General features: G+C 39.6%; 12 protein-coding genes and 1 pseudogene. 12 read left to right on the forward strand and 1 reads right to left on the reverse strand.

The features are described from left to right. Nucleotides 1-28 precede the first annotated feature (28 nt). The 6 genes from lrp (at nt 29) to serS (ending at nt 6843) form a co-directional block, all read left to right on the forward strand. Nucleotides 29-508: a leucine-responsive transcriptional regulator Lrp gene (lrp, locus tag CWB77_RS01465; protein WP_008110073.1), complete on the forward strand. Its 480-nt coding sequence runs from the start codon at nt 29-31 to the stop codon at nt 506-508. A gap of 196 nt (nt 509-704) precedes the next feature. Further along, complete coding sequence (locus CWB77_RS01470; RefSeq protein WP_138620978.1) at nt 705-3194, forward strand: DNA translocase FtsK; 2490 nt, start codon at nt 705-707, stop codon at nt 3192-3194. Then, the gene (gene lolA / locus CWB77_RS01475; protein WP_138620980.1) at nt 3194-3820 is read left to right on the forward strand and encodes an outer membrane lipoprotein periplasmic chaperone LolA; all 627 of its coding nucleotides are present in this window, start codon (nt 3194-3196) and stop codon (nt 3818-3820) included. The genes CWB77_RS01470 and lolA overlap by 1 nt, the downstream gene beginning before the upstream one ends. Beyond that, complete coding sequence (locus tag CWB77_RS01480; RefSeq protein WP_138620982.1) at nt 3813-5156, forward strand: replication-associated recombination protein A; 1344 nt, start codon at nt 3813-3815, stop codon at nt 5154-5156. Before lolA ends, CWB77_RS01480 begins: the two co-directional genes overlap by 8 nt. Next, entirely contained in the window at nt 5149-5529 is a 381-nt protein-coding gene (crcB, locus tag CWB77_RS01485; RefSeq protein WP_010389726.1) for a fluoride efflux transporter CrcB, read from the forward strand. Before CWB77_RS01480 ends, crcB begins: the two co-directional genes overlap by 8 nt. A gap of 9 nt (nt 5530-5538) precedes the next feature. Further along, the gene (gene serS / locus CWB77_RS01490) at nt 5539-6843 is read left to right on the forward strand and encodes a serine--tRNA ligase (protein WP_008110064.1); all 1305 of its coding nucleotides are present in this window, start codon (nt 5539-5541) and stop codon (nt 6841-6843) included. 194 nt (nt 6844-7037) lie between these two features. Here the strand turns inward: serS and CWB77_RS01495 are convergent. Further along, nucleotides 7038-8005 (reverse strand): annotated as a pseudogene (locus tag CWB77_RS01495) (integron integrase). Between the two features lie 242 nt (nt 8006-8247). Here CWB77_RS01495 and CWB77_RS01500 point away from each other — a divergent pair. From CWB77_RS01500 to CWB77_RS01525, 6 genes are all read left to right on the forward strand, one after another. Next, complete coding sequence (locus CWB77_RS01500) at nt 8248-9018, forward strand: hypothetical protein (RefSeq protein ID WP_138620985.1); 771 nt, start codon at nt 8248-8250, stop codon at nt 9016-9018. 110 nt (nt 9019-9128) lie between these two features. After that, nucleotides 9129-9434, forward strand: coding sequence for a hypothetical protein (locus CWB77_RS01505; protein WP_138620987.1), 306 nt, complete (start codon nt 9129-9131; stop codon nt 9432-9434). A 183-nt stretch (nt 9435-9617) separates the two neighbouring features. Continuing rightward, complete coding sequence (locus CWB77_RS01510) at nt 9618-10205, forward strand: DUF5343 domain-containing protein (protein WP_249931417.1); 588 nt, start codon at nt 9618-9620, stop codon at nt 10203-10205. Nucleotides 10206-10207: 2 nt separating this feature from the next. After that, complete coding sequence (locus tag CWB77_RS01515; RefSeq protein ID WP_138620989.1) at nt 10208-10801, forward strand: Swt1 family HEPN domain-containing protein; 594 nt, start codon at nt 10208-10210, stop codon at nt 10799-10801. Between the two features lie 116 nt (nt 10802-10917). Next, nucleotides 10918-12516, forward strand: a complete 1599-nt coding sequence (locus tag CWB77_RS01520) for a hypothetical protein (RefSeq protein WP_138620991.1) — start codon at nt 10918-10920, stop codon at nt 12514-12516. Between the two features lie 116 nt (nt 12517-12632). Continuing rightward, the gene (locus tag CWB77_RS01525) at nt 12633-12950 is read left to right on the forward strand and encodes an antibiotic biosynthesis monooxygenase family protein (protein WP_138620993.1); all 318 of its coding nucleotides are present in this window, start codon (nt 12633-12635) and stop codon (nt 12948-12950) included. The last annotated feature ends 72 nt before the right edge of the window (nt 12951-13022 follow it).

The raw sequence follows: 13022 nt of genomic DNA on the forward strand, positions 1-13022 counted from the left end.
TTTTATTAGAATAAAAAACTAAAAAGCTATGCATAACTTATTAGACCGTATTGATCGCAAGATTTTAGTCGAATTACAACTTGATGGCCGCCTGTCAAATGTTGAACTGGCCCGACGAGTTGGCCTAAGCGCCACGCCCTGTCTAGAGCGAGTGAAAAAGCTTGAACGAGAAGGGTATATTTTAGGCTACAAAGCAGTGGTGGATCCTGCCAAACTTGGTCAAGGGCTTTCTGTGTATGTGGAAGTAACCATTACTAAAACATCGCCCGACGTGTTTGAAGAGTTTAGTGCTGCTGTTAGAAAGCACGAGGAAATTATAGAATGTCATTTGGTTTCGGGTAATTTTGACTTTTTATTAAAAACCCGGGTTAACGATATGTCAGAATACCGAGGCGTACTCGGTGATATATTATTAAAGCTGCCCAATGTGAGTGAAAGTCGTACCTACGTAGTGATGGAAGAAGTAAAAGGTGAAGAAGGCGTTGTTATTCGTCCTTTTGTTGCTTAATGATAAAGTAACAGCCTTTAATATACTTTTATTGTTGCAACCAACTTTGCTTTTTTAATGAGTGTACGACTAAATAATAAAAACTTGTTCATAATCAGGCCATCATGGTTAAGATAAAGTGCATCAAAATACATTTCCTGCTAAGGTATTCTATTGCCAAGTGAGTGTAAAAAATAATAATGAGGGATAGGTAATTATGCGCCTAAACGGTGTACAAAGACTATTAGAAACGGGGCTCATCGTCAGCACCTTTGCAGCGGTATTTATTTTATGTGCTTTAATTAGTTTTCACCCAGCCGATCCTGCTTGGTCGCAAACGGGTGAATTTACCAATGTACAAAATATTACGGGTACAGCGGGCGCGTGGGTGGCCGATATTTTACTCCTTACCTTTGGCTGGCTTGCCTATTTTGTGCCAGCGGCTATTCAGCTGCTAGGTTACTTGGTGTTTAAGCAGCCACACCGTATTTTACAACTCGATTACACCACACTTGGATTACGCATTATTGGCTTTGCGCTGTTTATCACCTCAGCAACCGCTATTAGCAGTATTAATTTTGATGATATTTATAATTTTTCATCCGGTGGGGTGGTGGGCGATGTGATTGCATCGGCGATGATGCCAGCGTTTAATTTTACCGGTACCTCTATTTTACTGCTGTGTTTCTTTTTTGCAGGGTTAACGCTATTAACAGGTGTGTCGTGGGTACAATTTGTTGATTATTTAGGTGACTTAATAGTTAGGTTATACCGCTTTTTGGTCACCTATGCTCGAGGTTGGATGCAGCGCGAGCACATTGCAGGTAAAGTACAAGACGAGCAACCCGATGCCTATTTTGAAGACGATACACGACAACAAGAACCTGAACTTGTTAATAAAACAGCAGACAAACCCAAAGCAATCGATAAACCCGCAACTAAGGTTAATGCTCCTCAAGACGACGAGTTTATGCCGTTTGACGAGCTTGACCAAATACTCGATCAAGAAATTAGCTTTAGCGCCATAGACGATGAACCTATGGACACAGAGGCAGCACTTAATGCGCTGGATCAAAGCCCAGTGGTTGAACCTGAAAAACCAGCCACAACCGTGGTTTCACCAGCAAGGCCAATTAACAAGCCAAAATCAGGGTTTCAACCGCCGCCAACTGCCAAAGAGAAGTTTGAGCAATTATTAGAGCAAGAGCCACCTCCGGGGCCATTGCCATCATTAGATTTACTCGACAGACCCGACAAAGCTAAAAACCCAATTTCGCAAGAAGAGCTTGATAGTGTATCGCGCCTTGTAGAAACAAAATTACTCGATTTTAACGTACAAGCAACAGTAGTTGGAGTATATCCAGGGCCTGTTGTTACTCGTTTTGAGCTTGATTTAGCACCGGGTATTAAGGTGTCTAAAATTACAGGGCTGTCAAAAGATTTAGCGCGCTCGTTATCGGCAATTAGTGTGCGCGTGGTAGAAGTTATTCCGGGTAAAACCTATATCGGTATTGAGCTGCCTAATAAATACCGTGAAATTGTACGTTTATCAGAAGTCATAAACGCGCCTAAGTTTGAGCAAAACCCATCGCCATTAACCATGGTGCTTGGTAAAGATATTGCAGGGCAACCTGTGTGTGCCGACTTAGGTAAAATGCCACATTTATTAGTGGCCGGTACAACCGGTTCAGGTAAGTCAGTGGGCGTTAATGTAATGATATTAAGCTTACTGTATAAATCGGGCCCTGAAGATGTTCGTATGATCATGATTGACCCGAAAATGCTTGAGCTTTCAGTATACGAAGGCATTCCGCATTTATTATGTGAAGTTGTGACCGACATGAAAGAAGCGGCTAACGCACTGCGTTGGTGTGTAGGTGAAATGGAACGCCGTTATAAGCTGATGTCGGCATTAGGTGTGCGTAACTTAAAAGGTTACAACCAAAAAGTAATGGAAGCCAAAGAAGCGGGCTACCCAATTATGGATCCATTATTTAAAGACACCGACGGCATGAAAGAGGGCCCTGATGAGCTAGATAAATTACCTAGCATAGTGGTGGTTATTGACGAATTTGCCGACATGATGATGATTGTAGGTAAAAAAGTTGAAGAGTTAATTGCCCGTATAGCGCAAAAAGCGCGTGCTGCGGGTATTCATTTAATTTTGGCAACACAGCGTCCGTCGGTTGATGTAATAACCGGTTTAATAAAAGCGAACATACCTACACGTATGGCGTTTCAGGTATCAAGTAAAATAGATTCGCGCACCATACTTGATCAACAAGGCGCAGAAAACTTATTAGGCATGGGTGACATGCTTTATTTACCGCCAGGCACCAGTGTGCCAGAGCGTGTGCATGGCGCGTTTGTAGACGATCATGAAGTACATGCCGTGGTAAACGATTGGAAAGCCCGTGCTAAACCAAATTACATAGACGAAATTTTAAATGGCGATGCCACTGAAGATATTTTATTACCAGGGGAAGCCAGCGAGAATGGCGATGAAGAGTCAGATCCGTTATACGACGAAGCGGTCGCCTTTGTAATAGAAACCGGCAAAGTGTCGGTATCATCAGTGCAACGTAAATTACGTGTAGGCTATAACCGTGCTGCACGTTTAGTAGAACAAATGGAAACATCAGGTATCGTGAGTGCACCAGGACATAACGGCGCACGCGATGTATTAGTACCTAATGGAGCAAATTAATGAAAAAATTAAGTAGTTTATTATTAGTATTAGGCAGTTTAGTGGCTATGCCCAGCTTTGCTGACGACAGCCAAGCATTACAAGATAAGTTATCAACGTTAAAAAGCTTTAAAGCACAATTTAAACAAAACGTAACCGACGGTGAAGGCCAACTGGTAATGCAAGGCCAAGGCAATATTGCGCTGCAACAGCCATTGATGATTCGCTGGCAGCAAACTAACCCAGACGACACTTTATTTGTGTCAAACGGCGATAAAACCTATTACTTTGATAGCTTTGCTGAGCAAGTAACCATTATGAAAACCAGCGGTTTAATTGACTCTACACCGTTTATATTGCTCACCTCTAAAGACCCTGCGCAATGGGAAAAATACAGCGTGCTCGCTACTAACTTAGGCTTTAGCATTACCCCAAATAAAGGCGTTGAAAGCCAAGTAGAGCAGCTTGATATTACTTTTGCTGATAGCGAGCAGGGGCTTGCAAAACTGGTGGTTAAAGATAACTCAGGCCAGCTATCTGCGTTTAAATTTAGCAATGCACAGGTTAATACTGAGCTTGATAAAACAACTTTTGAATTTACCCCGCCAGCGGGTGTAGAAATAGACGATCAGAGTAACGGTGAGTAATTTAGGTTTTAACTTTGGGCCCGATGTACGTCCACTCGCTGCGCGTATGCGCCCTTTATCGCTTAACGATTACATAGGGCAGCAGCATTTACTAAGTAGCGACAAGCCGCTGCATCAAGCTATTGTTGCAGGGCGTTGCCATAGTTTAATTTTATGGGGCCCCCCAGGGGTGGGTAAAACTACGCTGGCGCAAATTATTGCCAATCATGCCGATGCTGAACTAATTCAAATGTCGGCAGTAACGGCGGGCGTAAAAGATATACGCGATAGCGTAACCCAAGCGCGCGATAACTTACAAAGCCGCGGCCAGCGTACTCTAATGTTTGTTGACGAAGTACACCGCTTTAATAAATCTCAGCAAGATGCGTTTTTACCGCATATTGAAGATGGCACTTTTATATTTGTAGGCGCGACCACCGAAAACCCCTCGTTTGCGCTTAATAATGCGATTTTGTCTCGTGCAAGGGTATATGTTTTAAAATCCTTGCAGGAAAGCGATTTATACACAGTAATAGAGCGTGCACTTAAACAAGATGAGCAATTAAGCCAAAAACACATCGTGATTGCAGATAACGCCAAACAGGCGCTATGCCAAGCAAGTGGTGGCGATGCTCGTAAAGTACTTAATTTACTCGAGCAAGCAGTCGATTTAACTACTGAGCAAAGCGGCCAATTTCATGTTGACGAACAGGTACTCAGCCAAGTACTGCCCACGCATTTAGCGAAATATGATAAAGGCGGCGATGAATTTTACGATTTAATTTCGGCGTTTCATAAATCGGTGCGAGGCAGTTCGCCCGATGGTGCGCTTTATTGGTACTGCCGTATTTTAGCCGGTGGCGGCGACCCGCTTTATGTTGCAAGGCGCTTATTAGCAATTGCTACAGAAGACATTGGTAACGCCGATCCACGAGCCATGGAAGTGGCTTTAAACGCATGGGATATTTTTCAGCGTGTTGGCCCAAGCGAAGGTGAGCGCGCCATTGCACAGGCCACCTTGTATTTAGCCAGCGCACCAAAAAGTAATGCGGTTTATATGGCGTTTAACCAAGCTAAAGACGATGCTAAAAATCAGCCAAGCTATCCAGTGCCAGAGCATTTACGCAATGCCCCCACCAATCTAATGAAAGACTTGGGGTATGGCGCAGAGTATCGTTACGCGCATAACGAAGAAGGCGCATTTGCTGCTGGCGAAAAATACCTACCGCCAGAAATGGATGGCAAACAATACTACCAGCCAAGTGATCGTGGACTTGAGCAAAAAATTAAACAAAAGCTCGATTATTTAAAAGAGCGCGACGCACAAAGCCCAGTAAAACGTTATGAGCATGATTAAACTTTACATGATGATAGCCCTTGGCGGAGCCTCAGGAGCCTGTTTACGGTTTTTTATTAGCGAAACCATGCTAAAACTCCTCGGTAGGGGATTCCCTTTTGGCACGTTGACGGTTAATATTCTGGGTTCATTGTTGATGGGCATTTTGTACGGTTTAATCGATAAGCAGGTTATTGCCGTTAGTCCCGCTAAAACCCTCATCGGAATTGGCTTTTTAGGTGCGTTAACCACCTTTTCAACATTCTCAATGGATTCGTTGTTGTTATTACAACAAGGTCACTTTATTAAAATGGCCCTCAATATCATCTTAAACGTGATGGTGTGTATTTTTATGGCTTGGCTGGGCCTTCAGCTAGTAATGCAAAAAGGTTAAAAAACTAACATGTTAGATTCTAAATATTTACGTCAAGATGTCGAACAAACTGCAGCACGTTTAGCCGCACGTGGTTATGAACTAGATGTAGCGGTAGTGACTGAACTTGAAGAAAAACGCAAAACATTACAAGTAAAAACGCAAGAACTTCAAAGTCAACGTAACGCCAGTGCTAAAGCCATTGGTCAAGCAAAAGCAAAAGGCGAAGACGCACAGCCATTGCTAGACGCAGTGGCTAACTTAGGCAGCGAATTAGACGCTGCTAAAGCTGAACAAGATGAAGTGTTAGAAGCAATTAAACAAATTGCCTTAGCTATTCCAAACCTACCTGACGAGTCGGTACCAGAAGGCGCTGACGAAGACGACAACGTAGAAATTTTAACGTGGGGTACACCTAAAAAATACGACTTTGAAGTTAAAGACCACGTTGACGTAGGTCAAGACCTAAACGGCTTAGACTTTGAAATGGGCGTTAAAATTAGTGGCGCACGTTTTACCGTAATGCGCGGCCAAGTAGCGCGTATGCACCGTGCACTTACCCAATACATGTTAGACACCCACACAGACACAAACGGTTACACAGAAATGTATGTACCGTACTTGGTTAATAGCGCAAGCCTTTACGGTACCAGCCAATTACCTAAGTTTGCCGGCGATTTATTCCACACATTAGGCCTAGTGAACGATGATGGCGAGCAACAAGCTGGTTTTAGCCTTATTCCTACGGCAGAAGTACCGCTTACAAACAGCGCACGCGATGAAATTTACGAAGAAAGCGATTTACCAATTCGCTTAACAGCGCACACCCCATGTTTTAGAAGTGAAGCAGGCAGCTACGGTCGCGATACACGCGGTTTAATCCGTCAGCACCAGTTTGATAAAGTAGAACTAGTACAACTTGTAAAACCAGAAGATTCAATGCAAGCACTCGAAGAGCTAACAGGCCATGCTGAGCAAATTTTACAAGCACTGGAATTACCATACCGTAAAGTTATTTTATGTATGGGCGATATGGGCTTTGGCGCTGCTAAAACATACGATTTAGAAGTATGGTTACCAGCGCAAGACACGTACCGCGAAATTTCATCTTGTTCAAACATGGTCGATTTCCAAGCTCGTCGTATGCAAGCACGTTTTCGTCGTGAAGGCGCTAAAAAACCAGAGCTTTTACACACACTAAACGGTTCAGGTTTAGCGGTTGGCCGTACACTTGTAGCCATACTAGAAAACTACCAACAAGCCGACGGCTCAGTAGTAGTACCAGAAGTATTACGCCCATACATGGGTGGACTTGAAGTGATTGGTAAAGCTTAAAGTACTAGCTGTCAGTTTTTAGCTAAAAGCTTTAGAAAGAAAGCCGCCGTTTGTAATGAACAGTGGCTTTTTTTGTTGACCAGGGTTCAGTTAGCGAGCTGTGAGATTAAAGTTTCTGCTCACCTGTAGATACAAGGGCGTGCTTTAGCGCGTTTATTTTTGGTAAGGACCAATTTGTACTTTTCTAACCAGCTTTATAACCTAGAAAAAGGACTAATTACGCCATTAGCACCTTGTTGTAAAACATGCGTATAAATTTGTGTTGTTTTAACGTCCGAGTGACCCAACTGAGATTGTACGGTCCTTATGTCAGCTCCGCTTTGTAGTAAATGAGTTGCAAAGGAGTGGCGTAAAGCATGTGGCGTGATAAGTTTGGTTAACTTTGCCATTCTTACAGCCTTTTTAATCGCCTTGCGAACGCCTGTTTGGTGAAAATGGTGCCGTCTTATTTCTCCAGTTTCAGGATCGGCACTTAATTGATGAGACGGAAATAAATATTGCCAGCCTAAAGACGTATTAGCAGCTGGATATTTCTTTGCAAGTGCATGAGGCATCCAAACGCCAGCATATTGCTCATTGTGTGAGTCTAATTGTAAGTATTCATCAACCTGTGCGATCTGATTTCTAAGTAAAGGGATTAACTCAGTGGCAAGCGTCACAATCCTGTTTTTATTGCCTTTACCATTCCATATTCGAATACTCTTATAATCAAAGTCAATATCTTGAACCCTTAGCTGAACAGCCTCCATCACTCTTAGTCCACTACCGTACATTAGCCCAGCAATAAGATAGTAACGTTTACTTAAATGCGACATGAGCACTTTAACTTCTTCTGGCGTCATCACTATGGGTAACTTGGGCTGACGCTTGCTTCTGATAAAAGTTAAGTCTAAACATAACTCGTTTTTAATAATGTGTTTATATAAAAAAACTAATGCATTTAAAGCAGTGGCTTGAGTTTTAGGCGCTACGTTTTTTGTTAACACAAGGTAGTCCAAATAGCTGACAACTTCGTTATTTCCCATTGAAGCAGGATGTCTTTTTTATGAAAATGAATATAAGAAGCAATCCACTTTAAATAGGTATTAATGGTCCTAAGTGAGTATTGTCTAACTAACATATAGTCAGAAATGTAATTCAAAAATGGTGATTGTGTTTTCATAAATACCCTAAAACTTTGACTGTATATATATACAGTTATAGCTTGGATACCCCTATAGTCAAGAAATCGACCCGATGGGTCGTTTTTGTCGGTTCCTAGTAAAATGTTAATTAGTTATATATTTGATATAGAATAATAAAAGATATTTTGTTATTAATATAGATAAGATACTACAGATCCAATGTTGGGTAAAAAACGACCCTTAGGGTCGATATTAAATTGTTAGGGCTATAGGCATAGTTTTGAGTAAAAATATAGAATCTTGTTATGCATGTAATAGTCCTGCTACTAGCCGAGAGCATGTTCCTCCAAAGTGTCTTTTCCCTACAGAATTAGGGATAGATTTGAGAAAAGATTTAATTACTGTTCCAAGTTGCGATCAACATAACGGTAAAAAATCTGATGATGATGAATTTTTACTTGCTAGTTTAGCTGGGATAATTGGTTGTAATGATATTGGTATGTTGCATAAATTTACAAAAGTTGACCGTGCTATACGACGTAGTGGAGGCCGGTTACTTAACAAAGTATTAAGAACTTCAGAGGTAAAATCTCATAAATTAGAAAATGGAGATGTTGTTGATGTTGCTTGGGGGAAACCTGATCTCAAGCGATTACACGAATGCTTTGAGTTAATTGGTAGAGGCTTGTATTTTAGTAAACTCGGTGAACGTTTCAAAGGTAAGGTGATATGCGAGGTGGTGTATGTACCAATTAATGATCGTGGTCGAGCTGGTTATAGAGAGTTTGCAGTAGAGCAAATGCAGAAAGAAATTGCCAAGACCGATATACAAGGTAAAAACCCTGATGTGTTTCAATGGGTAATTGGGCCTCTAGATTATTCAGGGGCTTGTTGTGGCAAAATGATATTTTATGGCAATTTGTCTGTTTATTTAGCATTTATTCCTGAGTCTTTTCGAGAAGAGGATTATGTAAACCTTTATGATATTGCTAAAACGGCAAATAAACCGGTTTATATTCAGAAAGATGGAAAAAAGTACAGAATTAACTAGCCCTAACAAGTCAATTCAGTAGGACAAAAAACAGTTGGTTTTGCTCCTGCGTCGCTAATTTTAACCAACTGATTTTTGCCTCTGATTGAGGCATTATATGGCACGCAAGCATGGAGCATATTAATAACATGTGGGAACTCATAAGTACTAATTCCTTTGTTGGGGCTTTTACATCAGGAATTGCTATTTTAATTGTTGTCTTTTTATTCAAGTCAGCCGTTAATAAATACAGAGCACATCAAGTCTTCAAAGTTCTAAAGGCTGGGTTAGCAGATAAAGGACGTACATTTTTACCTAGCTCATTTTTATCTGCACAAACAAATTACACTCTTGCTAAAATTGAGCAGCTTTGTATTTCTCATAGCAAGATAGTTCGCAACGAAAAAGAGCGAGAATCATGGCAACTTAAGGAGTGACTTGCCATATAACAAGTCACTCAAAAGGACAAAAAAGTTGGTTTTTGCTCCTGCGTCGCTTATTTTAACCAACTATTTTTTGCCTCTTAGTGAGGCGTTAGAAGCACAAGAAAGGAGTCAAGCATGGCGGATAATTTACCATATAGCACATAGGTAGGAACTTTAGAAAAAGTTTTAGATAAAATTAAAACAGCATCTGTTCCGGATCGAGTTACCCAAAACTTTATTCATACAAAATTAGGTTTGAAAGGAGGCTCTGCGAATGCTTGTATTCCATTTTTAAAGAAGATGGATTTTGTTGCGAGCGACGGTTCCCCGACTGATCTTTATAGTGAGTTTAGAAATCCAAAAAAATCTAGAATTGCAGTAGGTAGAGCCTTTAGGGAAATATACGTAAGGCTATATGAAATGAATGAATATGTTCATGATGCAAATGATGATGAAGTACTAGGTTTAATTGTTCAATGTACTGGAGGTGAGGAAAGTTCAAGAGTTACTCAACAAACTTTATCTACTTTTAATATGCTACGAAAAATTGCTGATTTTGACAATGATGAAGTTGAGCAAACATTTGAATCCGAAGCTCCAACTCCTGATTTATCACCACAATTACCACCAGTTCAGTTTAATCAATCTGCTCAACAATCTTCAAATAGTGGCAAGTCAATCAATCTTGCTTACACCATAAATTTGAATCTTCCAGCAACAAAAGATATCGAAGTATTCAATGCGATTTTTAAAAGCTTAAAAGAACATTTATTGGATAACTAATTATGCCAATTGAAGATAAAATCAAAGCTTTCGGTATGACTAATATGCTCTTAGAGTCAGACTTAGACAAAATAGAAAACAAGTTTGAGATTGAGTTAAGGGAACAAAGCGATGTGAGCGAACAGGTCAAAGATATTGAGGCAATTTATGTACCTCAATTCGAAGACGGCCTTAGAAAAGAAGCTCGTTATATGGCTCGAAATTACGAGTTATTTTATTGCTTGGAAAAAACAATTAGAAACCAGATTTCAGAATTATTAGAAGCTACTGTAGGTAATGAATGGTGGAATGATTCAAATGTTCCTCAACATATAGTTGGTGAAGTAAAAAAGAGAATGCAAAGAGAAAGAGAAGCAGGAATAACTCCAAGATCTTTTGATCCTTTAGATTACACAAACTTTGGAGAGCTCGGAGAAATAATTAAAAAAAATTGGTCAATATTTGCCAGTATTTTTAATAACGTAAAAGCTGTTGAAAAAGTTATGTTTAATTTAAATACTCTAAGAAATCCAATTGCTCATTGTAGTTTATTAGCGGAAGATGAAAAATTAAGGCTTGAGTTAAGTCTAAGAGATTGGTTCAGGCTAACGGAGTAATGTGCTTCTAACAAGAAAATCAACAAGGACTAAAAATAGCGGGCTGTTCGCTCCGCTCCATTTTAGCCCACTATTTTTAGCCTGTTATTTAGGCGTTATATTTTCTCCGAGGATTTATGAATAAAATTGAAGATTTGTACGGAAACGATCTTGAAGCGAAGTATTTTTATATTTTCCCCGTGGAGAGACTTGATTTAACAAGTGAAGAGTCATTTGGGAACATAAGAATCTTTCCAAAAGGCTGTATCGATATTGATGATATGTTTAGTAATACAATTATTATGTCTCAAGAAGACAAAGATAAATTTGATTCAAACATTGAGAAGCTTAAATCAAACCCTTTAGTAGTAATCAATGATCAAACTTATGCTGATTACCCTGGGAGCGTATCAAGTGATTTGCAAATTATGACTACTGCAATATCTAAAGCCTCCATAATTATCGATTATATAAAATTTGAGTTTTGCTCCTTAGTTGCTCCTAAAACTATGCCAGCAAGGTTGGGGCAAGTTACATCAGGTGAGACGTTACTGTTAATGTACAATGGGAAAGGGAGTCCTTTTACTCGTATCATAGATACTACGATCTACAGTAATACTTTAACGGCGGGTGTAGGTTTAGATATTAACTCCGAAATTTTCACTAATTTTAACCTATTAAATGATGATATTGGAGAGGTTGGGAACATAGCGAAACAAGCATTGAGAATGTTTTCAAATGCATTGGAAGAAAATGATAATACAGGGAAATTCATCGAAATAATGAGATTGTTTGAATTTATCGCCGATCCAAATAGTTTTACTAAGTTCCAGAAGGTTAGAACAAAAATTGCGGCTCACATAGCCGAAAACAGCTCGGACATTCATAGATTGCAGGAAGAGTTTAAATACTATTCTAGCGGTGACAATGAAGATGGATTGCGTACGGAAATAATTCACAATGGTAAGAGTATAGAAATATTGATACCAGAACTTAGTAAACAAACAGATCTTTTCAATAAATTACAGTTATACATAACCAAATGCATTAGAGATCTAGTTTGCTTTTACAATAAAAGCTGGGTTGAACTCGAAGCCATCAGAGATACAAAATTAGAAAAAGCAAAAAAAAACAAAGTAAAAAATAAAACCGTGAATTACTCCAATACAGCCGTTTTAATTGATGTTAACTTCCTTGCTGAATCAATTGAAAAATTTTCTCCAATGTATAAAGAGCTGTACCCAGAGAGTGATTTTAGTAATTTAAAATTAGAAGAATTAGTTTATCAAGCTTTACGCAACTGTAGAGTGTTAGAAGAAAATAAAACTTACAAAGTATTTGCCTTTTCTAATGCAATTGATGATATCCCCTTAGTTAAAATACCTGTTTCACCATTAGATGGCGCAAAACTTAAAGGTAATAATTGCATGTTTGAGCTTGTTGCATTTGCCTTCGGGGAAAAAGTAAAAAAAATAGAGTCTGTTTTCGAAGTCACTCACGATATTTTTCAAGACAAGTCTTCTTTTTATTCTTCAGCCCTTACTTTTCAAAATGTTGTGTTTATTGGAGATGATCCTGAATATATTGATCTTCTGACAAACGTGAACGCGAAAGATAACCGAAATTTGACTATTGTAAAATGTTCACATTATTCTCAAATGGAACATCGAATTCCATTTTTTGATGTAGGGCATTTAGTAGGAATGTCATTTGGTCTGTCAGCTAGTCAGCTATGAAAATATAACAAGGCAATTAAACGGAACTAAAACAGTGGGTTAGGTTTCGCTTCGCTCTACATTTTAACCCACTATTTTAGTCCGCTTATTGCGGCGTTATATGCCTAGGAGCACCAATGTCAGTTATCGCGAATACGCCTAAACCACCATATTATGCTGTCATTTTCACCTCGACACGAACAGAAGGTGACAATGGTTACGGTGAAATGGCCAATAGAATGGTTGAGTTAGCAGAGCAACAACCTGGCTTTCTTGGTGTAGAATCCGCTAGAGAAGATGTGGGAATAACAGTTTCTTACTGGGCAGATTTGGATTCCATTAAGAATTGGAAGGCAAACTCTGAGCATTTAGAAGCTCAAAAAACTGGGCGTAAATCTTGGTATGCTTCCTTTAAAGTACGTATATCAAAAGTAGAACGAGACTACGGCATATAACAAGTCAATTAAAAGGACTAAAAAACAGCGGGCTATCTCGCTTCGCTCGTATTTTAGCCTCTTATTGAGGCG

The organism is Pseudoalteromonas sp. S1610, assembly GCF_005887465.1.
GTDB lineage: Bacteria > Pseudomonadota > Gammaproteobacteria > Enterobacterales > Alteromonadaceae > Pseudoalteromonas > Pseudoalteromonas undina.

What these genes read in the sequence shown, in the direction of transcription:
- CWB77_RS01520 (WP_138620991.1), top strand. Translation starts at nt 10,918, where the DNA reads ATGAATAAAATTGAAGATTTGTACGGAAACGATCTTGAAGCGAAGTAT.
- CWB77_RS01515 (WP_138620989.1), top strand. Translation starts at nt 10,208, where the DNA reads ATGCCAATTGAAGATAAAATCAAAGCTTTCGGTATGACTAATATGCTC.
- crcB (WP_010389726.1), top strand. Translation starts at nt 5,149, where the DNA reads ATGATTAAACTTTACATGATGATAGCCCTTGGCGGAGCCTCAGGAGCC.
- CWB77_RS01525 (WP_138620993.1), top strand. Translation starts at nt 12,633, where the DNA reads ATGTCAGTTATCGCGAATACGCCTAAACCACCATATTATGCTGTCATT.
- CWB77_RS01505 (WP_138620987.1), top strand. Translation starts at nt 9,129, where the DNA reads ATGGAGCATATTAATAACATGTGGGAACTCATAAGTACTAATTCCTTT.
- serS (WP_008110064.1), top strand. Translation starts at nt 5,539, where the DNA reads ATGTTAGATTCTAAATATTTACGTCAAGATGTCGAACAAACTGCAGCA.
- CWB77_RS01470 (WP_138620978.1), top strand. Translation starts at nt 705, where the DNA reads ATGCGCCTAAACGGTGTACAAAGACTATTAGAAACGGGGCTCATCGTC.
- lrp (WP_008110073.1), top strand. Translation starts at nt 29, where the DNA reads ATGCATAACTTATTAGACCGTATTGATCGCAAGATTTTAGTCGAATTA.
- lolA (WP_138620980.1), top strand. Translation starts at nt 3,194, where the DNA reads ATGAAAAAATTAAGTAGTTTATTATTAGTATTAGGCAGTTTAGTGGCT.